A 26,169-nucleotide genomic window follows, 5' to 3' on the forward strand; every position below is an offset into this window, starting at 1 on the left:
TCTCTTGCCTCCATCGTTGTATAGTGTTGTTCTACACAGAATCACCTTCAAGCTAGGGGAATCCACATGCAGTTATTGGCCACGGGTTTTACCGTCGGGGCTGGAAATTTTGTTCCGTTTTATGGAGTGCTCATTCTGGGATTGATTGCAGCGGTCAGTATTGGCTTGGTGGCATGGTACAACTCCAAGCGCCCGCCGGGCTGGGAAAATGCCGATCGCCCCAGGTTTATTCCCAAGCTAGATTTGGATAGCGATACCCCGCCTGCCGCAGCCCCTGAGGATGAAACCGATTCGTGAAGCTGTTCCGTATTCTGCTTCAGGCCGCATGGCCAACCGTCGCGGGAGCAGCTTTTGCTGGACTCCTCAACGGGGGGAGTACCGCCGGCCTCATTGCCCTGATTAATGCCACCCTCCAGGGAACCCCATCGTTACAACCGCTATTGCCGTGGGGGTTTATTGTTTTGGGGGGGCTGCTACTGCTGACTCACTTCGCCTCTCAGGTCTTGCTAGTGCGCGCAGCCCAACAAGCCGTCTATGAAATGCGCTTACTCCTTGGACGGCAAATTTTAGCCTCTCCCCTGCGGCAACTCGAAGCCATTGGCCAGCCGCAACTGCTAGCAACCCTCACAGAAGACGTAGATGCGGTCGCCCGATCGTTTTCAGTGTTGCCCAATCTCTTTAATGCCGTGGCGATTGTGTGTGGCTGTTTAATCTATATGGGTTGGTTGTCACCGCCCCTATTTTTTGCTCTAGTTGCTTTAATTGGCATTGGTGCAGGTAGCTACATGGTTCTGGCGGGAAAAGCCCGGCAGTTTCTCGAGCAAGCGCGCAGCGAACAGGATCGGCTGTTTCAGCATTTTCGTAGCCTCACCGAGGGGGTAAAAGAACTAAAGCTAAATCGGCGGCGACGGCTGGCATTTCTGCATCAAGAACTAGAACCCACCGCCCAGCAAACGCGACAGCAAAACCAATTAGGGTATATGGTCTTTGCCATTGCCGCCAGTTGGGGGCAGTTATTGCTCTTCGTCACCATTGGCTTCTTCCTGTTTACGTTGCCGCACCTGCTGGGAGCAACGCCGACGGTGCTCTCCGGCTATGTCCTAACTATTATTTACCTGATGCTGCCGATGCAGCAGGTGATTGATGCCATTCCTATTTTTAGTCGTGCCAGCGTTGCCCTCAAAAAAGTGGAATCCTTGCAACTGAGCTTGGAGGAACCACAGCAAGACCCTGATGCCAGTGCTGACTTCATGCCCTTGAGCTGGCAGAGGCTGCGCTTGGAAAACATTCGCCATCAGTACCGCGGCACCCATGAGGATGAGCCAGTGACCTTTACCCTTGGCCCGCTCAGTCTAAAAGCAGAGGCTGGCGAGCTAATTTTTATTGTGGGGGGCAATGGCAGTGGCAAATCTACCCTAGCCAAGATTATTACTGGCCTTTACGTGCCGGATCAGGGCGAGATTTGGGTGGATGATCATTGCCTGACTCCCAACGACTATGAATGGTATCGGCAGCACTTTAGCGCGGTCTTCAGTGACTTTTATTTATTTGATCGGCTCTTGGGTCTGGATTCTCCAGACCGCTTAGCAGTGGTGCCCTACTACCTCGATAAGTTACGCCTGAGTCATAAAGTCCGGCTTGAGGGCAATCGCTTTTCTACCACGTCCCTCTCTCAAGGCGAGCGCAAACGCCTCGGGCTACTGATGGCCTATCTCGACGATCGCCCCGCCTATCTCTTTGATGAATGGGCGGCGGATCAAGATCCCGTCTTTCGCGATATTTTTTACCGCCAACTGCTACCGGAGCTAAAGGCACAGGGCAAAACCGTATTTGTCATTAGCCATGACGATCGCTACTTTGATGTGGCTGACCAACTCCTGAAGCTAGACTACGGCCAACTGGTGCAGCACACTTGCCGCAATCAATAGGGAAGCTGCCAATAGCGGCAGATGGCATGGGCTAAGGTCATCACCCCCACGGGAATCGCTTGCTCATCCACATCAAACTCTGGGTGGTGCAAGGGATAGTTGGGGCGATCGCGAAAACCAACCCCAAGCCGAAACATTGCCCCCGGAGCGTGTTCAAGGTACAGTGCAAAATCCTCCGCCCCAAGGGACGGCTCCGGCAAAATGTGGACGTGGGCAGACCCTACCACATCAGTGGCGGCCTCCGCCAGTAGCTGCGACAGGTAAGGCGTATTTTCGACCCCCGGCACCCCTCGGCGATAGTGCAGCTTGTAGCGGGCACCGTAGGCATTACACACATTCGCCACAATCTGTTCAATCCACGTTGGCAGGTTGTTGCGAGTTTCAGGATGGAGCGATCGCACCGTTCCCTGCAACGTCACCTGATCGGCAATCACATTGGGGGCACGGCCGCCGTAAATTTTGCCAAAGGTGAGTACCACCGGCCGCAATGGGTTTTGAGTGCGGCTAATCGCCTGTTGCAGCGCACTGATCACCTGTGCCGCGATCCAAATTGCATCCACCGCTTCGTGGGGACGTGCTCCATGCCCCGACTCCCCTAAAATCGTCAACTCGAGATCATCAGCAGCAGCCGTGAGAGCCCCATAGCGAACCGCCACCTCCCCAGCCGCAATACTAGGAAACACATGTAGGGAAAGAATGGCACTCACGTCCTTCATGACGCCATCGGCAATCATCCAACTTGCCCCTTGGGCAATTTCTTCCGCTGGCTGGAAAATAAAACGTACCGACCCGGGCAATTCATCTTTGAGAGCCGCCAAAACCATTGCTGTTCCTAAGCCAACGGTAGTGTGAACATCGTGACCACAGGCGTGCATCACCCCCGGATGCTTCGAGCTAAAGTCTAGGTTAGTGCGCTCCTGAATGGGCAGTGCATCCATATCCGTGCGCAGGGCAATGATACGGTCTTCACCGGTTGCGCCAGCCAGTTCCGCCACAACCCCCACACGCCCCACATTCTGCTGTATGGTCAAGCCCGCAGAAGACAGCACCCCTGCCACATAAGCTGCGGTTTGATGCTCTTCGCCACTGAGTTCTGGGTAGCGGTGCAGGTGTCGGCGAATGTCAATCAAGCGAGGCGTAAGACTAGCAGCCAATTGGCGAATGCGAGCAAGCATAGCGGGCACGACGGCAAGATATTCCTTTTCCTTAACATTATAGAAACTTAACATTATCAAAAAACACCGTAAAGCCCTGCACTTTAGGGCAGGGATGTAAGGCGCAAATTATTGTCTAAGGTCAGGCACCGACGTGATGGCCTAGCGGAACCACTAAATCGCCACTACGATAGCGGTTAACCATTGCTGTGAGAGCTTGCTCCATCTCACGGGCATGCTGCTGCGGATTCCACAGGGGAGCGCTACGCTTAGCTTGGCGGAGTTGCCAGCAGACATGGCGGCGTAGCTCCGGCTCAGTGCCCATACGGATTCCCCAGTTGACGTATTCCTCATCGCTGAGGGCAATTCCGTCCGTGACCCCAACATTTTTGAGAAAGGTGTAGGTATGGCGAGCCACAAACTGTTGCCCCACTTTCGTGACAATGGGCACTTCTAGCCATAGGGCTTCGAGGCTCATCGCACCACCCGTATAGGGATAAGTATCCAGCACCACATCCACATCGTAGAGATTCGCGCGGTGTACTTCGGGGACATCAGAGGTTAAAAAATGCAGCTTACTAAGGTCAAAGCCCTCGGCGGAGGCAACATCCCGACACCACTGCTCAAAGAGGGTACTGCTCTGATGGTATTTAATGACCAAGACAGCATTTTTGACCGCAGCAACAATCGCTAGCTGAAGTTTTAGCATCTCTGGTTGAATTTTGCTGGCACGCTGGGCACACAGAAACACAACAGTGTCATCGCCAAGGCCAAGGTGCTTACGGATACTAGTTTTATTAGCAACATCATAGCCATCCAACGATAAGTAGCAATGGGGGAGTCGCCACAGAGTTTCGGTGTACCACGCTTGGGCACCATCAGGGAGGATATAGGGATCAGCAATGAAGTAGTCCACTGTGGGGAGGCCAATGGCATCAAACCCCACCCATGTTGCTTGGACTGGCGCTGGTTTGAGGCTCAAGAGCTGAAAGGTAATATCGCTAGTGCAGCTATCGAGATCAATGAGTAGATCGATGCGATCCTCGTAAATTTGTTGGGCAATCTCACCAGCATTGATGTCACATTTGCGAAATTGAGTAAAGGTGGCCTCAAACCACTCAGCGAGGCGATCGGCCTTTGCGGTGCGAGACCAAGGGTTATAGGCAAACAGTTCAAACCGCCCTCGATCACACAAACGAATAAAGGCACGGATTTGATGGCTAGCGGGATGCTCAAAGAAACAACTACCAATAAAGCCAACCCTTATTTTGGAGGAGTTGCTAGGTAGAGTCTGTTGTGGCTGCGAGGGTTTATAGTACGGTTCAACAGGCAATAGGTAACGGCCATAATCGTGAAAAATACGATTGCGATCGTTGTAGATGGGTTTGATCTGGGCGGGTTGATCCACCTGATGACACAGATGAAAATAAGAAGCAATGGCATAGAAAATACTGCCAAAATCTATGGCCTGCTGTTGGGTCTGCTCCGCTAGGTAATGGTTGCTGTCTTGAGACCCCTCCAGCCATTCCTGATAGAGAGCCTTCACCGTTTGGGCATAGCTGAGATCGTACTTAAAGGTTTGCAACACATGGAGTTTCGCTGTCACACTCATGTCTTGGCGTAGGGGGGTGGCTGGAAAGTCAAAGAGCCGATTGGCGCAGTGCAAGGCTAACTCAGGTACTTTGCCTTTGGCACACACTCGCGAGAGAAACTCGTACAGCCCCCATTGTTTTGTAGCAAGCTCCAGATAAGGTTCAGCAAGACGAGAGGCAAATTTAGCGGGGTCATTATTGAGGTGCTCAAAGAGTAATGTTTCCAGCAGGGGGCGGAGTTCGGCATGGCCACTCAGCGCCTTGACAAACAAGGGAACTTCCGCAAGATCACTGTAGTTTTTGAGCAACGCCTTGATGCTAGCTATCAGGGTATCTGTGTCTGAGGGAGTTATCTCTAAAGGCTGAGAGAGTACGCCCAGGAGTTGACTGAGAAGATCTTGGATGTCAGGCTCTGGTAACCCAAGTTGTAAAGAACGATACAACAATTGCAGGCCGTTCCGAGGCGTGGCCGCAAATTCGTAGGCATAGCTGGTGAGCGCAAACTGCATGTCAATGGTCAATGAGGGTACTCCAGCTAGCTCTAGGAGGCAGTTCGCCCAATCTGTACTAATCTCTTCTTGCTCTGCGGCATCAAACTCACTCAGATACACCGACCAGAGGAGCTGGGCTTCGGCCTCTTGGGCTTGAAGAACATAGGCCGCCCCCTGATAGGCCAGCCAGCAGTGAGCAGTGGGAAACTGTTCACTGAGGGTGTCGCAGAGGGTGATGACCTCGGCATAGCGGCGCTGTTGGAGATAGTCACGGAGTCGTGCTTGCCAACGGGGCAAAGCAGCAATAGAGAGCGTTGGACTCACTAGAGACGTGAGAAATGCCTCCCACTCTTGGGCCCGTAGCGACCAGGTGCAATGTTGGTGGATATAGGTCACTTGGGCGCGGAGGTGGTCTTCGAGGGCTGGCCAGTGCTCGGGCTGGCTAAATCGGTCTAGGGCGCGATGCAAGGCGTGCCCATAGGCACTGAGGTAAGCAGCTGTATCTTGGGGATAGGGAATGAGGTCTGCAAAACCAGCGGTGGTTTCAGGCAAAGCCCCAAAGGCACTGGTAATGAGATAGCAGCCGCTAGCCATGGCTTCAAGCGCCGCAATGCAGGAGGTTTCGGCAAAGGTGTTGGGATAGGCCCAGATAGTGGTGGTTCGAAGGGCTTGAACGAGGTCGGGTTGGGGGAGTGAGCCAATGTAGTTGACCCCAGGCAACGCCTGACAGCGTTGATAGAGATCGGCATACTTATCATCCTCATCGGTCTGCTGATAGACTTTCATGCTGGAATAGACATTCAGCGTGGCTGTTGGATGGGCAGCGTGAATTTGGGGCATCACCTCCAACAGCAGGTTCAGACCGCGGAACGGAGTGCTGGTGTAGGCAAGGGTGAGGTGTGGGGTTTTGTGGGCAAGAATGCTGTCGCTATCCGCAAATAGGTTTTCAAAGCAGGGGGCAATGGCATTGCGCAGGATAGTTATTTTGTTAGGGGGCAGTTGGAAGTGCTCGATGTAGGTTTGCCGTTGCCAGTCACTGATGAGGACAACGTGATCGTAAAGGGCTTGTTCTTGGGGGTCTCGGAGAGGGGCCACCGCCGGCTGATTGTAGGCGTGCTGAGTCCACAGCACTAAGCGGGTGGCGGGGGGAAGCATGGCGCGCAGATCCTGATTGCCAAAGCCACGGTTTAGGAGGATTGCCACCTCGGGGTTGAGGTACTCTAAAAATTCGGCTGTCAGTAATGAGAGGGGGAAATGGGGCACTCCCCGGACAATTTCGATGCGAGGCACATTGTTAAATTTAAATAACGAGATTTGATGCCCCCGCTGGCTCAGGTGATCTGCCAAATAGCAAAGGGCTGATTGGGATCCCCCTAAAGGGCGCTCGTAGGGGGTTTGTAGGGTATAGTCCCAAGAAATTCGATCAATAAACAGAATCCGCATATCGCTTATTTCAGCATAGGAATGTATCGAGGACGCACAACAACGACACTTTAGATACTGGCTAAAAGGGAAAATGTTAGTATCGTTCCAATCTTACCCCTTGGGTTCTGGCTATGCCCCCCATCTACTTAGATGGACTGGCCACAACGCCTGTTGATCCGCAGGTTCTGGCAGCAATGCTGCCCTACTTTAGCGATCGCCCCGGAAATGCCAGTAATAGCGCCCATGCCTACGGCTGGGAAGCAGCGGCGGCGGTGGAAGTGGCGCGGCAGTATTTGGCGGCGGCCATCAATGCCGACCCGTCGGCCATTATTTTTACGAGTGGTGCCACTGAAGCAGATAACCTTGCCCTGAAAGGGGTTGCGGAGGCCTACTACAGTCATGGTCGCCATATCATTACGGTGCAGACAGAGCACAGTGCGGTACTGGCTCCCTGCCGTTATCTAGAGTCTGTGGGGTTTCGGGTCACCTATTTGGGGGTGAATCCCCAAGGTCATATTGATCTGGAGGCTCTCGAAGAGGCGTTTGCTGCCGATACGATTTTAGTGTCGGTGATGGCTGCCAATAATGAAATTGGGGTGATCCATCCCTTAGCAGAGATTGGTCGCCGCTGTCGCGATCGCAATGTGCTGTTTCATTGTGATGCCGCCCAAGCCCTTGGCAAAGTTCCCTTGGATGTTCAGCAGATGCACATTGATCTGATGTCGCTGACGGCACACAAGCTCTATGGCCCCAAGGGAATTGGTGCGTTGTATCTGCGGCGCGATCGCCCTAGGGTGCAGTTAGCGCCCCAACTCCACGGCGGCGAGCAGGAGCAAGGATGGCGATCGGGTACCCTTGCTACCCCGCTCATTGTTGGCTTCGGTGAGGCGGTGCGCTTAGCTCAGTCCCGCTTCACCGCGGATATGGCTCACCTGCGCCATCTCAAGCAGCATCTCTGGCAGGGGCTTTCAGCCCTAGGGGAGGTCTATGTGAATGGGGATTTAGAGCAGGGTTTGCCCAACTGCCTGAATATTAGCATCGGCGGTGTTGACGGCAGTGCCCTGCTGCGAGCACTGTATCCCCACGTTGCCCTGTCCTCTGGATCCGCCTGTAGCAGCGCAAAAGCTACCCCCTCCCATGTATTACTGGCCTTGGGGCGATCGCCCCAACTCGCTCGGGCAACGCTCCGCTTTGGCTTACTGCGAACTACCACCCTAGAAGAGATCAATCAGGTGATTGGCTACGTGACGGAATGCGTGCAGCACCTACGGCAATAGGCAATACTCTATGAAGCGTGAGAAAAAAGTTGATAACCCATAATATTTTTCACATTTCTTAATAAAAATGCATTTTTTGTATTTCTTTACAATGTCTGTAAATGCTTACTATCACAGCACTTTAGTGATCTGGGTCACAGTTGATCCCCGGTCTGCGTAGAATTACGGATGATCCCTAGGTAACAGGTTTCTTAGAATTATTACATTAGTAAAACTAAGCCTTAACTTACGGTTATAGCTCTTGCAATCCTTGGCTTTAGCACCTGCAAAGGGTGTGGGGTTACATCGAGCGATAATCTTCGTTTTTACATCAGTTAAGTACCAATGAATCGGGGGATTATCAATGACCAAGCTGTTGCCAGTTACTGCCTACACGATTCGCCGTTTGTTGCGTCACTACCAAGGACAACTCCGATCTGTGGTAGCAGAGGGGGCGTGTCTTGTCGCTGATCCTGAAATTGACCTCAATGCCGTTCTTGAAAGTCTGTACTTAGATGAGGACGAAATTCGGGTTCAAGTTGCAGAAATTGAGAAGTTGATGATGACGTATCAGTTGCTGTTAAAAGCAGATGCAAAAGAGCAGGCTAGGGCCATAGAGGATCAAATTCTCTGGATTTTAGGGTTAAAACGCATCACCACGAAAACCGCCAACGCTGCTCCAGCCATGCCACAGATGATGGCTCTCAGTTTCTAACCACTGCGCAGGATAACCCGCTGGTTTTGGCGGGCAACTAGAGAGAGGGTGAGCGGGCCTGCGGTATAGACGGGCGTGGGGGTGACCGCGCTAATATCGACAGTGCCCTGATAATCTTTGAGATCCAAGATGAATTTCACCAGTTCAATCTGCCGGAAGGAACCAACGCTGCCGGTGACAGGATCTGGGAGAACGCCGGAGGAAATAGCCCGCTGATTGCTGACGGTAAACAACTGATCGAGCCGCTGGAAAATCTGTTCGTCGGTCATTTGGCTCGGATCAAAGGAGATGGTGGCCAAGTTCTCGCCTTCGCGAAAAACCTCTTGGTTGCGAGCCACTTGCGGCACAACTAAAATGTTATTTTCCCCCTGTAAATAGTTGGCAGCAGCTAGAATTCGCACGACGTAGGGCTGACCGTCACTAATTTGGGCACGGAGGCGATTAATGTCTTCTGCGGTAACCTGAATCACCTGATCAGTGGGTCTCAGGTTTTGGGGATTATTCAGGACGATGGCATTGCGGCGTGCCTCCCGTAGCAGTTGCTCAATGGCTTTGGTGGCTTGGTCGCGATCGCTGACGTTTTGAATGACTGCCGAGGCAAGCACCTGGCCCGTGCGAATAGACACCGTGCCCCGCCGTAACCCCAGCAACAAAATATTGACATTTTCCTCTAGGCGTTGGCGACTGGCTTCGAGGGCAGCAATTTCCTGCTGAAGGGTGCGCTGCTGATCCCGTAGCACCTGCTGCTGTTGGTTAGCCACCGCCAGTTGATCTTGAATACGGTCAATCTCCGCTTGGAGGCTGTTTTTCTGCGACTCCACCTCGGCCAACCGCTCTTGGGCGGTGCGAATTGCGTTTTCTAAGGCTATTTTTTGACCGGCCACATCGCGCAGGCGACCCTGAATGGTGTCTCGCTCCTGTTGCAGGCGTTGAATTTCCTGTCGCAGTTGTGTCCCTTGGGCTTCAAACTGTTTGAGTTCAGCTTGGGCGGTGGTGTAGCGGTTTTGCAGTTGGTTGAGTTCTGCCTCGGTGAGGGTTTGGCGGTTAACCGCCTGCTCTAAAATTTGATTGGTTTGGCCAAGGCGTTCGCGAACCGTGGCAAGTTCTACTTGGGATTGGGCCAGCTCGGCTTCAATGGCTTCTTTTTGGGCGCGGGTCTCTGCCAGTTCCCGTTCCGCTGCCTGCTGTTGCTTGCGAATCGTGCCAATTCGCAATAGACCATCCTGTAGTTCCCGACTGAGGGCAAAGAGTAAGGCTAAGGTAGAGGCGGAAATTAGGCTACCGGTGAGAATGGTAATCAGCACGGCTGTTTGCCGTGGGCGCAAATTAAACAAACTCAGGCGCGCTTTGCCCACCTTGGAACCCAGCCGATCGCCAACGGTTGCGATCGCGCCGCCTAAAACAATAACCGCTAAAACCAAAACGTACCCAGCCATACAGGGTGTTGCTGCTCACTCCCCAACTATACATTACGTAACAAAGGTAACAAAGGTAACAACGGCAGAACTGCAGTGGCCAGTGGAGGTCAAGTAGGCTACCCTCGATGGCCAAGCATTCTCACCGTTATCGGACTACCACTTCTAGCGTATGCGGTTAGAGAAAATGCGATAAACTTTTGTGAGATCAAATTGCCATGGCCAATGTTGCAAATTGCCACTTGGAATGTCAACTCAATTCGCACTCGCCTTGACCATGTGTGCCAATGGTTAGACGCTACAGGCGTGGACTATTTGTGTTTGCAAGAGACAAAGGTGGTGGATGCGGAATTTCCACGGCACGCTTTTTTAGAGCGCGGCTACTTTGTCTATTGTAGTGGCCAAAAGGCGTACAACGGCGTTGCCATTATTAGCCGTCAGCCCCTTGCAGCAGTGGAAGCAGGCTTTGCCCCCCATCTGCCCACCCAAGCTGACTTAGACGATCAAAAACGATTAATCCGCGCCCAGTTAGCCCCTGACCTGACACTGGTTAACGTTTATATTCCCAATGGGGGCGAATACGCCAGCGAGAAATACCACTACAAACTGCGTTGGTTAGTGGGGCTGTACAACTATCTTCAACAGCTGCGGGGGGAGGTCATTCTCTGCGGTGATTTTAATATTGCACCCGAAGACAAGGATCTGTTTGATGCCAGCGATCGCGCCACAAAGGTCGGTGCCACCGATGCCGAGCGGGAACAGTTGGCCGCCATTCGTGCCTTGGGGTTCTGCGATGCCTTCCGCCACTTTACCGATGCCGCTGGCCATTATTCCTGGTGGGATTATCGGGCGGGGGCGTTTCGCCGCAATCATGGTTGGCGCATTGATCACCTGTACATCACCACCGGTCTCAAGCAGCGAGCACAGGCGTGCCGGATTGATGTGGCACCGCGCCGCCTGCCTAAACCCAGTGATCATGCACCGGTGATTTTAACAATTGAATAACTGCCGGACGGTTTCGCTCTCGAGCCATGCAGAAAGCTGTGTGAGTCCTTGGGAATAGGTTAAATCAAAGGTCAAGGGTGTAATGCTAATGAGGTTTTGGGCGATCGCCTCCACATCGGTGGGGAGTTGATCTGGATCTTGGGGATATTCTTCTACCACCTCTCCCGCAAGCCAGTAGTAAGTTTTCCCCCGGGGGTCAACCCGCTTCTGAAACAAATCATGGTAGCGGCGAATGCCTTGGCGGGTAATGGCCACCCCCGCAATCTCACTGGCAGGCAGGGCAGGCACATTCACATTCAAGAGCATTTTCGGCGGCAGAGGCACTGACGACTCTAAGGCTTTTAATAAATGACAGGCAAAGTCCGCAGCGGGCTGAAAGTCATGGACGGTAAAGCTGGTCAGGCTCATGGCAATGCTGGGGATGCCCTCAATCACCCCTTCCATCGCCGCGGACACCGTCCCCGAATAGAGAATATCGGTACCGAGATTTGAGCCTTGATTAATCCCCGACACCACAAAATCCGGCAGTTCCTGTAGCAACGCCCCTAGCGCCAATTTAACGCAATCCGACGGCGTCCCTGAGCAGGCCCAGGCCTGAATACTCGGATGAAAGCGATCGCGAACCACTTCAGCGCGGATGGGGTCAAAAACCGTCAAACTATGACCGGTGGCCGATCGCTCACGATCGGGGCACACCACACTCACATCATGACCGGCGATCGCCAACGTATCCGCAAGGCAACGGATACCGGGGGCAAAGACCCCATCATCATTGGCAATGAGTAAACGCATTGTTGCCCCCTACACCGCAAAAGGTTACAGTTGATTGCAAATTGCAGCACACTTCCTGAGAAATGTTAACCTCTAAAAGGGTCAGGTTGCTAACTGTCCCGCGTTAACTGCCGAGCACACGATTCATTCACTGCTTTCCCTAGCATCTTTTGATGTTTTCATGGTCAGCACTGTTGAACATAAGCGTAAGGAGAACACTGTGTCTGTGCATCAAAGCCATCCGCTGCTCCGCGAAGATCTGAGTGAGTACGTTGCCCACCTGCAACTGCACATGGCACTCCAAGCTCGTAATCTGGTTCCGGCGCTCAAGCACACAACCGATAGCCGCGAGCAACTGCTCCATCAAACCCAAGCCACCTTTGAAAAGCACGTTTCCCGCCAAAGTTACGCGAGCTAGCCTACAGCAGGTGGATATGTCTGGGGCGCGCCCATGCTGGTGAATGTCCCTTTTTTCTATAGTCACGAAGAAACGAACTGTGCCTGCTTGCTCCTCCATGGGCTGGGTGGGGGTGCCTACGAACTACAGCTGTTAGGCCAAGCCCTCTACGAACAGGGGTTGACAGTGCGGGGGATTCTTTATCCGGGGCACGATCGCCCCGCTGAGCCGATGCCCGCCTCCACGTGGCCAGAGTGGTACGCTGCCGCCCTAGCAGCCTTTAGGGAACTCCAGAGCCATTTTCAGACCATTGCTGTCATTGGCTTTTCGACAGGGGCAACCTTAGCCTTACATTTAGCCCGCAGCCAGCCAGTGGCAAAACTAGTGCTGCTGTGCCCCTTTTTGCGGATTTATCGCCCGTGGTTTGCCCCCCTGCCGGCAGAACCGCTGGTCAAGGCCATTGCCCCTTGGGTGCCGCACCTGCCGCGCCTCGCCCTCCCCCTGCGGGATCCCCAGATGCGCCAACAGGCAGAAGCGGCGGCATTTTTCAAAAGCTTTAACCTGAGTGCCGTGGGTAGCGCCCTTGACCTTATTGCCCACGTTGAAACGGAGCTACCGACAATTACCACCCCCACGCTGATCCTTCAGACCCTTGCCGACAGCACGGTTGACCCGCAAGGCGCACAGCAGATCTATGACCAATTAGGGAGCGCCCACAAGGAACTGTACTGGCTACAGCGCTCTAATCATTTGATTCCCTTAGATTATGAACGAGATGACGTGATCGCCAAAGTGGCGAAATTTTTGGGAGCTTGACTTCTCTCCTCCTTGAAAGAGAGGGGATTCCCAAAGGATGCTACGCAACGGGCTGAAGCCGCGTTGCTTCGCTTTTCCCTTGAGCTGTCACCCGCAACTTAATGCGGGTGGGGGCAGTCAAAGACCCCCTACTCACCTCAAGCATTTCTGCTATTGGGACTACGTTTATGTTTCGGTTCGTGGTTTCGCACTTTTCAACACTAGCCAATTCGATACGCTCAACATCCTGCCATTGCTTGCAGTGGTTTAGGCTTGCCGCCAAAGCGGTAGTGACTTACATGCCGGGATTTCTCCGTACTAGGATGTCTCTTCGCGTAGTTGATACGCCTACTTTCCACGTCTCTAGTTTAACACATAGAGAGGGCTAAAGCCCCCTGAGTTGGCTGTATCCCCTCGCTAAAGCGGAGGGGTTTTAGCCCGCCCACATCACTCCTATAATAGCAGATAGGTTACAGCCAGCGGCATGGAAACACTTGATCTACGGGGTACCCCCTGTCCTTTGAACTTTGTACGCACAAAACTGCGGCTCCAGCAGCTTGCGCCTCAGCAGCCCCTTGAGGTGTGGCTAGATGCGGGCGAACCCATTGAGCAGGTGCCCGATAGTCTGCGGATGGCGGGCTACGATGTGTTGACGGTGGAGCCACGGCACGAGTATTTTGCACTACAGGTGCAGCGACCCGCTGAGCGCCCATGACGGTTGCCCCTTTGCTCGGTCTAGTGCGGGCGGTGCAGGCGAACTATTACCGTGTGCGGCTAGGGCAGCCTTACTATGGCATTGATGAATTGCTGTGTGTGCGGCGATCGCGGTTAAAGAAAATTGGCCAGCACGTGTATGTCGGGGATTGGGTCGAGGTCAGCCATCCCGACTGGCAAGGGCAGCGCGGTGCCATTAGCAACGTCCTCCCCCGGCGCAACCAACTGCAACGGCCAGCGATCGCCAACGTAGAGCAGGTGTTACTGTTGTTTGCCCTAGCCGACCCCGAACCCGATGCCCTGCAAATGACCCGCTTTTTAATCACCGCCGAAGTCCTTGGGGTTGAGATCCTAGTGGGGCTAACCAAAGCAGATTTGGTCTCTGACGCCCTAGAGACCCTGTGGCGCGATCGCCTGCGGTCTTGGGGCTATAACAGCTATGGCTTCAGCATCACCGCAGGTCAACAATGGCAAGCGCTACTCCGTTCCCTAAGCAACAAGGTAACGGTTGTCTGTGGCCCTTCGGGGGTCGGCAAAAGTAGCCTCATTCGCCACCTCCATCCTGACGGCAAGATTCGCGTCGGGGCAATTTCTGAGCATTGGCATAAGGGGCAGCACACCACCCGCCATGTCGAACTCTTTCCGTTGCCCACGGGCGGCTGGATTGCCGACACGCCCGGATTTAATCAGCCAGAGTTGTTGGCCATCACCCCCCAGCAGCTTGCCCAAGCCTTTCCAGAAATTCGCCAGCGATCGGCCACTCAGTCCTGCCAGTTTGACAATTGCCGTCACCGTCAGGAGCCAAACTGCGCAGTGCGGGGCAATTGGGAGCGCTATCCACTCTATCTGAGTTGCCTTGCAGAACTGGAAGCAATCAAAGACTACGGGGTTGACACCGCTCCCCACAGTAAAACGAAAACGGATCGCCACGGTGCTCAGCACCAAGAGCCTTTATTGGATCCGAAAAAATATCGGCGGCGATCGCGCCGCCAACAGCATCAGCAGCTCACACCCTTAGACACCGAGGAGGAGGTTATGGATGTCTAGCCTGACATTGGGGTTACTGGGGGCAACACTACTCTCACTGCTGATTTGGCTGGTACTTTTACTATTTTGGGGGCAATTCTGGCGCATCGATCAACGCCTGAAGGGCACCCCGCCAACCCGCTGGCCGAGCATTGCGGTGGTGATACCTGCCCGCAACGAAGCAGCGGTCATTGCCACCAGTGTGCGATCGCTCCTGCAACAGGACTATGGGGGTGACCTTCACCTCATCCTTGTGGATGATCAAAGCGACGATGGCACCGCTGACATTGCCGAGCAGACTGCTATCAACCTCGGCAAACAGGTGCAGTTAACGATTGTGCGAGGAACCCCCCTCCCCAAGGGCTGGTCGGGCAAGCTCTGGGCACTGTCCCAAGGGATTGAAGTTGCGGCTAAGGTTGCCCCGGATTATCTGCTGCTCACCGATGCCGACATTGCCCACGATCCACAGAATTTAAGCCAACTGGTGGCTCATGCGTGTACCCACCACTGTGCTTTAGTGTCATTAATGGTGAAGTTGCACTGCCAAAGCCTCTGGGAAAAACTCTTGATTCCGGCGTTTGTCTTTTTCTTTGCCAAGCTGTACCCCTTTCGCTGGGTCAATGACCCCCAACGCGCCACAGCAGCGGCAGCGGGGGGGTGCATTCTCATTGAAACCACAGCCCTTGAAAAAATTGGTGGCATTGCCTGTATCCGGGATGCTCTCATTGACGATTGTTCCCTTGCTCAGGCCGTCAAGAGTGCAGGATACCGGATTTGGCTAGGGCTGACCCCCTCCACCGTGAGCTTGCGTGCCTACACCACCCTCGACAGCATTTGGCAAATGGTGGCGCGCACCGCCTACACCCAGTTGTCCTATTCGCCCCTGTTTACTCCTGGGAACGGTGATCGGAATGACCATGGTGTATCTGCTAGCTCCCATTTCCTTGGCAACTGGTCTGGTTCTGCACCAAGTTCCGTTAGCCGGTGTGGGGGCGAGTGTCTGGCTCCTGATGGCGATCGCCTATACCCCCACAGTGCACTTTTATGGGTTGGCTTGGCCGTGGGCGTTGACCTTACCCCTGATTGCCGTCCTCTACACCCTCATGACCCTTGACTCGGCTCGCCGCCATTGGCAGGGTCGCGGTGGCGCATGGAAAGGGCGGGTCTATCCTTAGGGAGTATTCTCAGCATGGCAACGCTATCCTCAAAGCTGGATCAGCAGTTAGCACAGGTGAATCAGCGGCTAAAAGCAGCACAGTTGGGGATACAAATCGAGCGCCGCGGTCAGCGACTCAATTTGCGGGGCACCCTACCGCCGCGTCCGGGCACTCAGCGATTGCGTCCCCATCAACAGCGGCTGAGCCTAGCACTGCCAGCAACCCCTGCGGGGCTCAAGCAGGCAGAAATAGAGGCAAAAATTATCGCTGCTAAGCTGCTGGATAAGTCCTTTCGCTGGCAAGACTATCAAACGGTTCCTAGCTTGGGTTTCCTCGGTGCGTTGTCTCTGGCGGAGCAGGTGGCGGCCTACGAAGACATGTTCTTGCGGGTGGGTGATAGCAGCAGTCGCCGCACCACGTGGCAAACGGCCTATGCACCTTACCTGCGCCAACTGCTGCACCACGCGGCTGCCCATCCCGACTGGGCACTACCAGAGCTGATCTACACCCTGCTTGAGCAGTTACCGCCGCACCGCCGCCAACGACAGGTGGCCTGTACAGCACTTCAAGGGCTGTGTCGCTTTCTGCAGGTGGAGTTGCCCATTCCCTTATCCCGGTTTTGGGGGCACTATTCCCCGAACCGCACCCAAGAGCGTCAGCTTCCTGAAGACAGCACTATTGTTGCTGCGTTTGCTCAGATTCCCCACCCGGGATGGCAGTACGTCTATGGGTTGATGGCAACCTATGGCCTCCGCAATCACGAGGTCTTTTTTTGTGATCTGACGGGTTTGGCCAATGGCGACCCCCAAGGCCGAATTGAGGTATTAGCCACAACAAAAACCGGTTCCCATTACGTGTGGCCGTTTCCACCTCAATGGATTGATGTATTCCAATTGCGATCGCCCCGGCTGCCCCAGATCAACACCGACTTGAGCACCACACCCTTGCAACGGATTGGCCAGCGGGTGAACCAGCAGTTTCGTCGGTATGGCATTCCCTTTCGCCCCTACGATCTGCGCCATGCTTGGGCGGTACGTACCATTCACTACGGCTTACCCGATACCGTGGCCGCACGGATGATGGGGCACAGTGTGGCCATTCATCATCGTACCTATCACCGCTGGTTAACCCTGCGAGATCAGCAGCAGGCTGTGGCGCGGGTGTTGGCACAGCAGGGGGATGCGCTGGAGTTGAATCTCTAATGCTTTCAAACTTGGCTTACTAACGATCGCCACTGAACTCCTTAATTGAGGAACGTCTTGATGATCCTAAAGGTCAAGTTGATTCGCGGTGCGACGTTCCTTGACGTTTTTGGAACTTGGTGAAACCAGTAGTGCTGAGTCGCTCCACCCATGATTAACAAACTACCGGCACTGAGATCAAACGACACCCTCAGGTGAGGGTTCCTCTTGTGTTTGAATGCAAACCTCCGCGTTGCCCCAAAACTCACTGAGGCAAGGAGCGGGTTCTCTCCTAGCTCCGGCTCATCATCACTGTGCCAAGCAACGCTGTCATTTCCATCCCGATAGAGGTTGATCAAGACGCTATTAAAACTCACACCACACACGCTCTCGATAGCGTTTTTAATCATCATCAGAGTCGGTGTCCAAGGTTCCGGCTCCATTGTAATTCCTGAGTAGGTGTAGGATTTCCCCGGATCGCCGTGCCAAGCAGTAAGTCTAGGCACAAGCATTGTTTTGCCAAATAGGGTGATTGAGTCCTGCCGCCACGGGGTCTGATTCAGCAATTCTGAATAGATGTGTTCACTGTCTATAGCACTGAAAAATTGCTCGTAGAATATAACGCTGGCATCAGGGATGTCGATAATTTGGGGTGTAAGCTGGACTGACGCGTCCTGAGAGTCCAAGAAATTGAGCTGCTGCATCACTCGCCACCGACGACTACTCCTATCCTGTCACGTCATCTCAGTCTAACGGACATTTTTGAACGAGGCAGGGCTAGGGCAGAAGGGGCTGACATTTGAGCGCTGACATCCTAATATCAAAACAACTTTGGGCATACTTTCCCTATGACTTCCCCTGTCGTTCTTGGTAATCGACCTTTAAGCCCTCTACAACAGAAAGGACTGGATTGGGTGCAGTTATGGGGAGGTCGAGATGTGGCACTGGCGATCGACCTGACGGAAAGCGTAGGTCTTAACGATTCGGGACGGCTCCACTTGCGCCACATTGTTGAACAAACCCTTAATAAAGGGGACACAATCCATATTATTCCCTTTGCTACGACGGTGCGATCGCCCATTACGATTGAGTATCAAGGGGAACAGGACATTCCCAAAATTTTAGAAGTCATTCCCATGGATGCTGGGCCCGAGCGCGGCACCGATATTCAATGTGCTGAGCTTTACGTTTATCGGTACCTTGCGCAACTGAATCAAAGGCGACTTCAACAGCAACAGCCCATTAAGGCACAGTCAGTCATTTGGTTAACCGATGCCCCCCTGAACATTCCTCAAGGTGAATCACAACGGTGGACTGAAGCTCCCAATAGCCCCTGCGGCATCCATAACAGCTCTAGGGCAGATGAGCGGAGCCAATGGCTGGGGACCTTACCCATGACCCAACGCAGTATCCAGCCGGGGCAGTTTCAGCTTACTGTTGTTGATATTCCTCCGACCGTACAGGAATTTTGTACCCCCAAACCCGGTGGTGGTGAAGTCTGCCTTGTGAATAGCTACCTTTGGGGACAACTTTGGTGGCAACTGCTGCTAGTGAGTTTGCTTGGAATGGTTGTGGGAGGCGGCGGCCTGTTTTTCTTCATTCGCTGGCTGAGACAGCAACTTCCGTGGACAGTTACGGTGGCGGTGGGTGACCAAGAATACAGATTTCCCCTCAAACATGCTGGAAAAATTGGTCTAGGAGAGCTGGTTTCCGGATCGCTGTACTTCGTCTCCCTACCTTGTTCAGAAGCTGTTGGCTTTTTACTCCGCCAGCACAACACGCTGCGCATCGGTACAGTCCACCCAGCAAAACTCACATACAGAGGCCAGCAAATTTACACAAATGTCAATGGTCAAGAAATTGATACAAATGTATTTATACCAAGAAACAATGAATTTGTTATAGTTACCTATAACGATATCGATATCCAGATCACCATCACAATGTAGGTTTCGTGTTTAAAGCCTGAGTCATAGGGGAGCTTCATGGCAAGCATAGAAGAGTCAAACAGTCTGTTTTCTGTCACGCGGTCGATCTGTGTGGGCATTGGTGGCACAGGGCGGGATGTCTTGGTTCGCATTCGCGAGAACATTGTTGATGCATTTGGCTCCCTTGCCGATTTACCCATCATTAGTTTTGTCCAGATAGACACCGATCGCGGCGGCTCCATTCCCAACTATCGCGGCCAAAACATTAGTTTTACACCCTCAGAAATTGTGCATATCAAAGTTTCCTTAAATCAGGTAAATCAATTTAGGCAGAACTTTGATACTCGCAGTGGAAATGAGCATATTGACACTCCTGATGACAATATTCTAGAGTGGTTTCCCCCTGAACTCATCAAAAACTTGCAGGCCATTGAAAATGGAGCAGGAGCCGTTCGAGCCATAGGGCGGTTTGCGCTGTTCAAAAATTATCAGAAGGTTGTTGAGAGTCTCCAACAAGCTCATCACCGGGTTCTGAGTGCTAATGTTCAGTCGCTCATTGAGCGTGGCATGGATGTCAAGCCGGGGCTGCGGGTCTTTGTTGCGGGTTCCCTTTGCGGTGGCACCGGTGGTGGAATGTTTCTAGATATGGGCTATATCCTACGTCAGCTTTTTGCAAGGGGAGTGGCAGACTTTGAAACCCATGGCTATTTCATTATCTGTCCAGAGCTTTACGGCGGCAATCAGCATGTTAAAGCCAATACCTATGCTGCCCTAAAAGAACTAGACTTCTACAATCGTTTTGGGACGACCTTTGAGGCTCAGTATCCGGGGCAATTTCGTCTGCGGGAGCAGCGAGAACCCTATAACTATACTTACCTGATTTCTAACGCTACGCCCGGCAATACGTTTATTATCCCACCCAGCGCTGAAGCTAAAGAACAAATTACGAACAACATTGCTCAAAAAATTTGTCTCTCTTTTAGTAGCAATGCGACAGCTGCTGCTGAAATTTCTGCACGGGATAACCTGAAGGCTATTGATGGCGGGGAGGAGGCATACGATAGGCATCCTCGCCCTAATCGCCAACGGTATATGACAATGGGGTTGGCTAGTATTTATTTTCCCCAAGAGCAGATCAGTGCGCTTGCTGCTAATCAGGTTAAAATCGAGGTTTTGGAATTTTGGGAAAGCGGTTTAGGGACAGCCCCTAGTGCCGCTCAGATCCAGCGGGTTTTTGCTGGGCGCTGCGCTTGGGAAACAGACAGTGTAGGTGCACTGCTGAAAAAACGCCTTGAGACCCTAGAGACTTCAGGGACGACGGTTCAAGCAAAGATTACCCAATGGCACAACAATCAGTATGCTGCTATCAGTGCAGCCCGCTCCGTTGCAGAGCAGGATAATCTCAAGGTAACCTTGCCCCAAAATTTTGCTGCTTTAGCGAGCTATGTTCGCCTTGGAGACAATGCCAAGGAAAGGGGTGTATGGCTAGCACCGCTGGTAGAGCAAACCTCAGGGGTCATTACCGACATCAAAGATAGTATCAATGTATTCTTAGCGCAAATACTACAACCAGATCATGAATTTTTTGGGCTTGAGAATGGGCTATCTTGGCTGCAACACCTAAAGCAGACCTTTGAACGCGCCCGTGGAGAACAACTGCAAGATAAGAAGCGGCCCGTTGATCCCAGCGGTGAGCTAAATGGCATTACCCAGCGGATGCAGCATGAGGTACAGGCTATCCGCAGCCAGCGATTTCCTTGGTGGGGTAAGACAGGCAAAATTCAAGTGGCATTTCGCACGGCAGTTGATCAGGTGACGGCTCTAGCCAAGAAAAATTACCAGTGGCAAATTTCTCGTCAGGTGCAGTTAGCAGCGGAAGAGCTGATTGAGTTTACAAATCAAAAAATTGCTGCACTAGATAACCTCAGAAACAGTATCCATAATGAGATTATTGAGCTACAAAGTAATGCTGATAGACTCACTCAAACCAACGTTAAAAAGCGTATCGGTTTATTAATCATCTCAGCGCAAGATACGCAGCAGTTAGTTGAAGCGGTGTTACCGCCTCAGAGTTCAGAGCGTCGCTTGGCATTGAACCGGATTTCCACCCAAATCATTCAGAACTCTACTCTTGTCAATAGTGATGAGCGCCCCAGTCTAGAGCGCTTTTTGCAGAACCAGTTTGAGCCAGCAGATGTTCGTCAGGCATTAAATAGAGTGGTTGATCAGGGGACTACAACGCAGATGAAAAAACTGCGCAAGTCAGCAGTTCAGCAGTTTATGGCAACGATGGGAAGCCGCCAGCAGCTACTAGCTTACCTTACAGAACTCAGTCAGCAGTCCGAAGTGTTATTGCCCTTGAACCTTGACGATGGCTATTTTAATAAAGCCGACTACAAGCAATCTAGGATTATTGCTTACCATCAGCCTAACGATGACTCCTCGGTAGAAGCTTTTCAGCAGTTGCTACAAGAGAGTGATGTTTTGAGAAATGCTCGAGTGGTGCCACTTCCAGATTCCGAGCAGCATCATGTCATTTTTGTGACGGAGTATGCAGCTTTTCCCCTACGGCTGATCAATAGTTTAGAGCATGGGGGGCTAAAGTATGCCTATGAGTCAACAAAAGGAAGATACTTACACACCAATAAAAATATTGAGCCCAGTTTGACAGATGTTTTGCCACCTCCTCCCGACGTGGTTATAACAGTGAAAGAATTGTTTTTTAAGTGCTTGGGACTGGGGATATTCGATGGCCGAGATAATGGTGATTTGAGTTTATTGAGCCATAGTAAGAGGATTTTTCTGGGTAAAGATTGGTCAGCCATCATTGATCAACTGAGCTGGGCGCAGGTGCAAAAAGCGCAGGAAAATGGGGCAAGCCTAACCCTAACTGATTTTTTGGGTCAACAGTGTAGTCAAAAGATTCAGCAGCTCGTCGAGAACCCATCAGATTGGTATGGCGATTCTGAAAGAAACTATGTGGGACAGCGCCAGAAAGTTGAGGCACTAATCAGTGAAATTCGCAATTATCCTAGAGAGCATATCAACTATTCATGGGTTGCTAGTGTTGCAGGAAAGGATATTGAAAACATTACTGGTTTTGAGAAAAAAGGAATTTTGCAAGAGTTAATCCAAGAAATAGATAGGCGAATAGAACAAAAAATAAAGACAATAGAGGGGACAGTAACAATCGAGCAAGAACCACCACTTTTACCAGATTAGAATTAACCATATTTTTGAGACGATAATGATTGAATTATTTATGCAAGAGGTGATTAATTCACCTATCCTCTTAGGCTTTATTTCTGCATCATTGGGGATCGCCCTTGTAAGTTTTTTGCTTCGGATATCCCTGTTTAACCGCTTAATGTTTCTCAACCGCTGGGATTGGGCAGTTGCAGCAACTACAGATCAAGCGCCACAACTGATTCAGCGACTGCGCGATCGCATGAAACGCTACGTCGAGAACCTAGACGAGGTAAATACTTTTGCCTTGGTGGACTATACCCTAGCTCAAGAGCGGGTGCTAGGGCTTTCCTTTGAGCAAGCAGAATACATTACTCGTGTAAGTCCTAATCTGCTGATTGCCATCGGCCTATTGGGTACATTTCTAGGAATTACGATGAATCTTGTGGGGATCACGATTAGTCTCCCCGAAATTATGACTGGTCTCTTTGCTTTGAAAGAAAATGGATTAGAGCGTACGGATTCTCTCCTTCAGTTACTCAGTCAATTGCGTGAACCATTGATGGGAATGTCGATCGCCTTCATTTCCAGTCTTGCTAGCCTGACCTTGGGTATTTTTCTGACTGTTGTAAATTCACTGTTTAATACAACGCTAGCACGGCAACGCTTTTTTACGGCTGTCGAACTCTATCTTGATAATGAATTAGCCAGCCATCAACGCACACCAACCGCACGCTTACTCAGCGAAATATCGCGTAATTTTGATATTTTTCTTACTAATTTTGAGGCGACAGTTACCAGGGCAATTGAGCGGCCATTAGAGCGAGAAGCAGAACGTATGACCCAGATTCAGCGCCAGACGGCTGATCTTGCAAGGGACGTGTACAATCGGTTCATGGATGCATCGGGTAACATTGTGACAGGGTCTCGTATTTTTGAGCAGGCTGTTACCGTCTTAGAACAGAGTCAGTTTGCTGATAAACTGAACACTGCAACAACACAGATGTGCCAATTTATTGATCAGTTGACTGAGGTGACAGCGCGATCGCAACAACTGAGTAATGAAGTTATTGAACTCACTCAAGCGGTCATGCTGACGCAAGAGTATATATGCCAAACCATGGAGAAGGTTAATAAAACACAAACTGATTTTGAGGCAATTTCGCAGAGACTATTTACAACAACTCAGACCTTTATTCAAATTGACCAATTGGTTCAGCATTTACTTACCCAAATTGAAGCGGTAGATCGCCAAGTTATCGCTAAATCTGAAGAGTTATCACAGATTACGCAAAAATTAACTGGTTTGACTGAAATTGCTCAAGAATTCCAAAAAACTTTAGGGCAAAACCAAGAGGAACTAAAAGTACTTCTGTCCTCTGTTGAGCAAATGAATAACCAAGTTGCACAGAACCTATTAAGAGGTAATGAGATACTGCAACAGATTCACAGCAATAATCAGCACACTAGCCAGCAACTAGTAAGTGCTTTTGATGCTGCCAGTGTTAATCTTGACCAATTGAGTAGAGCCTCTTCTCGTATAACCGAGTTTAGTGAAATTATTAACCATGAGTATAATGATTTGAACAAGCAATTAAAAGATGTTAAAACTAGCTTTGAAAATTACATAACTCAGCGGTCTACTGCTGAGAGCGATCGCCAAAGACAGGCTCAAATTCTTAATGATAGGCTTGATAGAAAGATCAATCAGGCTGTTAGTCAATTTGAATCTTTTCATCAAGAATTAAAGCAACTCAATAAAGTGCTAAGTACCGAGTATAATGATCTAAACCAGAACTTAGCTGAGGCTAAAATTAACTTTGAAAATTATAGAAAGCAGTACTCTAGTGATGAAGGCGATCGCCGAAAACAGATTAATGCTCTTAATGATCACCTTCAGCAAAGTTTTAACGAATTCAAGAAGATCAATGAATTTCTTGATAAATTTAATGAATTTGAATTATTGAGCAAATTAGTTGATAAGCTTGAAACCCTAGATAAGGGAATTAAGTTGCTAAATCAAGAATTAAATCAAGTTGGTACTGCGATTAGTCAATTGGATAACAATTTTAGGGATCAGCCTAATACTTTGAATAAAAACGCAGATGCTTCAAAAGTAGCCGAAAAGCGAACAAAAAACCTTGACTTTAGCTAATTGCTTGCTTTCCCTCCCTGTTTAGAAGGATTCCTATGCGTCAGTCACGTCGCTCGTCACCCCCAGAATCAGAGCAATTCGACATCTGGATTTCCTACACTGATTTAATGTCAAATAGCTTTTTGATCTTGAGCCTCATTACTCTGCTTTTAATTATTTTCACATTTTTTGCGCGGCAGACAGATTCTCTTCCCCCGATTATTATAATTCCTGATAATGAGGCTTTTCGCTTTCCGGTGGGCAGTGCCAAGGTGTCTAAACCTCTACAGCAATACATTTGGACTAGTTTAGCCAAAACGATCCGTGACAATCACAAACGATACAGGATTGATACCGTGGAAATTATTGGTCATACCGATGGGCAACCCAACCGAAGGAGTAGCAGCAACCTCGACTTAGTTCTGGAGCAGTCGGCAGCGGCAAATACCCTTGGCCGTCTCACTCCTGGCTCCAATGCTGATTTGGGATTAATGCGAGCACTGGCGATCGCCAACGAACTGCGCAAGGTGCAAGCCACGAACCCCGAACTCAAAAATCTACAGTTTTATGCCTATTCTGCCGGACAACTTTACCTGCTTAACGGTAACCTTGCCCCACCAAATCGCAATCCAGATAGCTCTCGCCGTCGGATTGAGGTACGCTTTACGCGCAGACGCGAGAGAGAGACACAAGTTGCCCCCGTAAACTAGCTGCGGCGTGCTTGTAAAACGCTTTGGGCTGAAAGGCCATCGCTGCCATTGCCGATATACCATAGCGCCATGGCTGCTTCGGCATGGCTCACCGCTTTCTTGGGTTGCAGCAGTAGGGTTTGCCCCCACACCCGGCGAATATTAGAGAGATCGCCAGCAAGGTAGTCAGCAGCCACAGCGTTGACTGCGCTCGGGGCAATACGGGTGCTGTCTTTGAAGCCCCACGTTTGCTGGATGCGATCGATGGTGCTGGGGCTGAGCTGCCCCTGTTGATCAAGGGGAACCTTCCACTGCAAGAGGGTTTCGCGATTGAGGGGGGCATCGGGACGAAACAAAGCACTCGCATCACCGGTTAGCGGGCTAGGTAAAAATCCAGCCATGGCCAAGCCCTGAATATAGGCAAAATCAGGATGTTGGCGGGGCACGTCTCGAAAAACCGGATCATCGTTACTGGTGCCTAGGCGAATTTGGCGAGCGGGGCGATCTTCGTAAAATCGGTTGTAGGTAGTCACCAACCAGCGGACAAATTGACTGCGGCTAATTGGGCTATTGGGATCTAGCTGATTGCCGGAGGTGGGCAATGTGCCCAGTTCCGCTAGTTCGCGGATGGCGGGCTGGAATGGTGTGGGAGCAGCATCAAGATCACTGAAGGTTTGCGGGGTGAGTGCCGTTGTTGGCGATGGCGTTGGCGCGGACTCTCCATTAGTCGTTGTGGGTCGATAGGCTACGGTAAATTCAGTGGTGTTATTGGTGGTGGCGGTGTTAATGGTTACCGTTACTTCTAAATCGGCACCAACGCCCTTGAGGGTCATGCTGTTATCAGCAACCTGTTGTTCAACCAGCCGCCAGTTAGTTTGCTGAAACTGTTCGCTATAGAACTGCTGAATGGCGATCGCTGGTGCTGAGGCTTGCCAGCGGGTTTGAATTGTGTTCGGATCGTTGGCAAGGGGCTGAGTCTCTAGGAGTGTGGCATTGGGGAAGCGCAGGGTCTGGGGCAAGGTTGTGGTGGCAGGACTAGGGGATGGGCTGGCGCCCCACTGATCGGCATTGGAATCGGCGGCAAACAGGTTTTGCAGGCCACTGCCTTCGCAACTGGTTAGCAACAGGACACAAAGGATTAAACTGACGCGCACAAGGGGCGATCGCGAACTCTTCAACGGAACCGATACCTCACAAATCATGCAGTGAT

20 protein-coding genes and 1 pseudogene are annotated in these 26,169 nt (G+C 51.5%); 15 read left to right on the top strand and 6 right to left on the bottom strand.

Features of this window, described 5'->3' with window-relative positions:
• Window positions 1-66 precede the first annotated feature (66 nt).
• The gene (gene psb35 / locus BRW62_RS09200) at window positions 67-297 is read left to right on the top strand and encodes a photosystem II assembly protein Psb35 (protein WP_099799178.1); all 231 of its coding nucleotides are present in this window, start codon (window positions 67-69) and stop codon (window positions 295-297) included.
• The gene (locus BRW62_RS09205; protein WP_099799179.1) at window positions 294-1,928 is read left to right on the top strand and encodes a cyclic peptide export ABC transporter; all 1,635 of its coding nucleotides are present in this window, start codon (window positions 294-296) and stop codon (window positions 1,926-1,928) included. Before psb35 ends, BRW62_RS09205 begins: the two co-directional genes overlap by 4 nt.
• Here the strand turns inward: BRW62_RS09205 and BRW62_RS09210 are convergent.
• Both BRW62_RS09210 and BRW62_RS09215 read right to left on the bottom strand, forming a co-directional pair.
• Window positions 1,922-3,103, bottom strand: coding sequence for a M20 family metallopeptidase (locus BRW62_RS09210; protein WP_099799180.1), 1,182 nt, complete (start codon window positions 3,101-3,103; stop codon window positions 1,922-1,924). The genes BRW62_RS09205 and BRW62_RS09210 overlap by 7 nt on opposite strands.
• Window positions 3,104-3,224: 121 nt before the next feature.
• Window positions 3,225-6,608 (bottom strand): O-linked N-acetylglucosamine transferase family protein, encoded by a 3,384-nt coding sequence (locus tag BRW62_RS09215; protein ID WP_099799181.1) that lies wholly within the window; start codon window positions 6,606-6,608, stop codon window positions 3,225-3,227.
• Window positions 6,609-6,721: 113 nt separating this feature from the next.
• On the opposite strand from BRW62_RS09215, the gene BRW62_RS09220 reads away from it, so the two are divergent.
• Window positions 6,722-7,867, top strand: coding sequence for a cysteine desulfurase family protein (locus BRW62_RS09220; RefSeq protein WP_099799182.1), 1,146 nt, complete (start codon window positions 6,722-6,724; stop codon window positions 7,865-7,867).
• Between the two features lie 343 nt (window positions 7,868-8,210).
• Window positions 8,211-8,561: a hypothetical protein gene (locus BRW62_RS09225; protein WP_099799183.1), complete on the top strand. Its 351-nt coding sequence runs from the start codon at window positions 8,211-8,213 to the stop codon at window positions 8,559-8,561.
• Here the strand turns inward: BRW62_RS09225 and BRW62_RS09230 are convergent.
• Window positions 8,558-9,997, bottom strand: a complete 1,440-nt coding sequence (locus tag BRW62_RS09230) for a DUF3084 domain-containing protein (RefSeq protein WP_099799184.1) — start codon at window positions 9,995-9,997, stop codon at window positions 8,558-8,560. The genes BRW62_RS09225 and BRW62_RS09230 overlap by 4 nt on opposite strands.
• Before the next feature lie 207 nt (window positions 9,998-10,204).
• Between BRW62_RS09230 and xth the strand changes: the two genes are divergently transcribed.
• Window positions 10,205-10,981, top strand: a complete 777-nt coding sequence (gene xth / locus BRW62_RS09235) for an exodeoxyribonuclease III (RefSeq protein ID WP_198406251.1) — start codon at window positions 10,205-10,207, stop codon at window positions 10,979-10,981.
• Here the strand turns inward: xth and surE are convergent.
• Window positions 10,967-11,773: a 5'/3'-nucleotidase SurE gene (gene surE / locus BRW62_RS09240; RefSeq protein WP_099799186.1), complete on the bottom strand. Its 807-nt coding sequence runs from the start codon at window positions 11,771-11,773 to the stop codon at window positions 10,967-10,969. The genes xth and surE overlap by 15 nt on opposite strands.
• Before the next feature lie 160 nt (window positions 11,774-11,933).
• Here surE and BRW62_RS09245 point away from each other — a divergent pair, with 160 nt between their 5' ends.
• From BRW62_RS09245 to BRW62_RS09270, 6 genes and pseudogenes are all read left to right on the top strand, one after another.
• Window positions 11,934-12,170, top strand: a complete 237-nt coding sequence (locus BRW62_RS09245; RefSeq protein ID WP_099799187.1) for a hypothetical protein — start codon at window positions 11,934-11,936, stop codon at window positions 12,168-12,170.
• Window positions 12,171-12,203: 33 nt separating this feature from the next.
• Window positions 12,204-12,965, top strand: a complete 762-nt coding sequence (locus BRW62_RS09250) for an alpha/beta hydrolase (RefSeq protein ID WP_099799188.1) — start codon at window positions 12,204-12,206, stop codon at window positions 12,963-12,965.
• Between the two features lie 463 nt (window positions 12,966-13,428).
• The gene (locus BRW62_RS09255) at window positions 13,429-13,659 is read left to right on the top strand and encodes a sulfurtransferase TusA family protein (RefSeq protein WP_099799189.1); all 231 of its coding nucleotides are present in this window, start codon (window positions 13,429-13,431) and stop codon (window positions 13,657-13,659) included.
• Window positions 13,656-14,705 (top strand): small ribosomal subunit biogenesis GTPase RsgA, encoded by a 1,050-nt coding sequence (gene rsgA, locus BRW62_RS09260; RefSeq protein WP_099799190.1) that lies wholly within the window; start codon window positions 13,656-13,658, stop codon window positions 14,703-14,705. The genes BRW62_RS09255 and rsgA overlap by 4 nt, the downstream gene beginning before the upstream one ends.
• Window positions 14,698-15,859, top strand: a pseudogene (locus BRW62_RS09265) (glycosyltransferase). Before rsgA ends, BRW62_RS09265 begins: the two are co-directional and overlap by 8 nt.
• A 14-nt stretch (window positions 15,860-15,873) precedes the next feature.
• Window positions 15,874-17,043, top strand: coding sequence for a site-specific integrase (locus tag BRW62_RS09270; RefSeq protein ID WP_099799191.1), 1,170 nt, complete (start codon window positions 15,874-15,876; stop codon window positions 17,041-17,043).
• Window positions 17,044-17,084: 41 nt separating this feature from the next.
• Here BRW62_RS09270 and BRW62_RS09275 read toward each other — a convergent pair whose 3' ends face one another.
• Window positions 17,085-17,726, bottom strand: a complete 642-nt coding sequence (locus BRW62_RS09275) for an alpha-ketoglutarate-dependent dioxygenase AlkB family protein (protein ID WP_099799192.1) — start codon at window positions 17,724-17,726, stop codon at window positions 17,085-17,087.
• Window positions 17,727-17,870: 144 nt separating this feature from the next.
• Here BRW62_RS09275 and BRW62_RS09280 point away from each other — a divergent pair, with 144 nt between their 5' ends.
• The 4 genes from BRW62_RS09280 to BRW62_RS09295 are packed head-to-tail and all read left to right on the top strand — an operon-like array spanning window position 17,871 to window position 24,980.
• Complete coding sequence (locus BRW62_RS09280; protein WP_157768348.1) at window positions 17,871-18,971, top strand: VWA domain-containing protein; 1,101 nt, start codon at window positions 17,871-17,873, stop codon at window positions 18,969-18,971.
• A 36-nt stretch (window positions 18,972-19,007) separates the two neighbouring features.
• Window positions 19,008-22,172 (top strand): tubulin-like doman-containing protein, encoded by a 3,165-nt coding sequence (locus BRW62_RS09285; protein ID WP_099799194.1) that lies wholly within the window; start codon window positions 19,008-19,010, stop codon window positions 22,170-22,172.
• A 25-nt stretch (window positions 22,173-22,197) separates the two neighbouring features.
• A complete protein-coding gene (locus tag BRW62_RS09290) occupies window positions 22,198-24,291 on the top strand; it encodes a hypothetical protein (protein ID WP_099799195.1) in 2,094 nt (697 codons plus the stop codon).
• Between the two features lie 35 nt (window positions 24,292-24,326).
• Window positions 24,327-24,980: an OmpA family protein gene (locus BRW62_RS09295; RefSeq protein ID WP_099799196.1), complete on the top strand. Its 654-nt coding sequence runs from the start codon at window positions 24,327-24,329 to the stop codon at window positions 24,978-24,980.
• On the opposite strand, the gene BRW62_RS09300 is transcribed toward BRW62_RS09295, so the two are convergent.
• Window positions 24,977-26,161 (bottom strand): S-layer homology domain-containing protein, encoded by a 1,185-nt coding sequence (locus tag BRW62_RS09300; RefSeq protein WP_099799197.1) that lies wholly within the window; start codon window positions 26,159-26,161, stop codon window positions 24,977-24,979. The genes BRW62_RS09295 and BRW62_RS09300 overlap by 4 nt on opposite strands.
• Window positions 26,162-26,169 lie beyond the last annotated feature (8 nt).

The organism is Thermostichus lividus PCC 6715 (assembly GCF_002754935.1).
Lineage (GTDB): Bacteria > Cyanobacteriota > Cyanobacteriia > Thermosynechococcales > Thermosynechococcaceae > Thermosynechococcus > Thermosynechococcus lividus.

Coding starts and splice junctions, on each gene's coding strand:
- BRW62_RS09245 (WP_099799187.1), top strand. CDS start 11,934: ATGGTCAGCACTGTTGAACATAAGCGTAAGGAGAACACTGTGTCTGTG.
- BRW62_RS09280 (WP_157768348.1), top strand. CDS start 17,871: ATGACTTCCCCTGTCGTTCTTGGTAATCGACCTTTAAGCCCTCTACAA.
- BRW62_RS09230 (WP_099799184.1), bottom strand. CDS start 9,997: ATGGCTGGGTACGTTTTGGTTTTAGCGGTTATTGTTTTAGGCGGCGCG.
- BRW62_RS09270 (WP_099799191.1), top strand. CDS start 15,874: ATGGCAACGCTATCCTCAAAGCTGGATCAGCAGTTAGCACAGGTGAAT.
- BRW62_RS09255 (WP_099799189.1), top strand. CDS start 13,429: ATGGAAACACTTGATCTACGGGGTACCCCCTGTCCTTTGAACTTTGTA.
- BRW62_RS09285 (WP_099799194.1), top strand. CDS start 19,008: ATGGCAAGCATAGAAGAGTCAAACAGTCTGTTTTCTGTCACGCGGTCG.
- BRW62_RS09215 (WP_099799181.1), bottom strand. CDS start 6,608: ATGCGGATTCTGTTTATTGATCGAATTTCTTGGGACTATACCCTACAA.
- psb35 (WP_099799178.1), top strand. CDS start 67: ATGCAGTTATTGGCCACGGGTTTTACCGTCGGGGCTGGAAATTTTGTT.
- BRW62_RS09290 (WP_099799195.1), top strand. CDS start 22,198: ATGATTGAATTATTTATGCAAGAGGTGATTAATTCACCTATCCTCTTA.
- rsgA (WP_099799190.1), top strand. CDS start 13,656: ATGACGGTTGCCCCTTTGCTCGGTCTAGTGCGGGCGGTGCAGGCGAAC.
- BRW62_RS09300 (WP_099799197.1), bottom strand. CDS start 26,161: ATGATTTGTGAGGTATCGGTTCCGTTGAAGAGTTCGCGATCGCCCCTT.
- BRW62_RS09275 (WP_099799192.1), bottom strand. CDS start 17,726: ATGCAGCAGCTCAATTTCTTGGACTCTCAGGACGCGTCAGTCCAGCTT.
- BRW62_RS09210 (WP_099799180.1), bottom strand. CDS start 3,103: ATGCTTGCTCGCATTCGCCAATTGGCTGCTAGTCTTACGCCTCGCTTG.
- surE (WP_099799186.1), bottom strand. CDS start 11,773: ATGCGTTTACTCATTGCCAATGATGATGGGGTCTTTGCCCCCGGTATC.
- BRW62_RS09225 (WP_099799183.1), top strand. CDS start 8,211: ATGACCAAGCTGTTGCCAGTTACTGCCTACACGATTCGCCGTTTGTTG.
- BRW62_RS09220 (WP_099799182.1), top strand. CDS start 6,722: ATGCCCCCCATCTACTTAGATGGACTGGCCACAACGCCTGTTGATCCG.
- BRW62_RS09295 (WP_099799196.1), top strand. CDS start 24,327: ATGCGTCAGTCACGTCGCTCGTCACCCCCAGAATCAGAGCAATTCGAC.
- BRW62_RS09250 (WP_099799188.1), top strand. CDS start 12,204: ATGCTGGTGAATGTCCCTTTTTTCTATAGTCACGAAGAAACGAACTGT.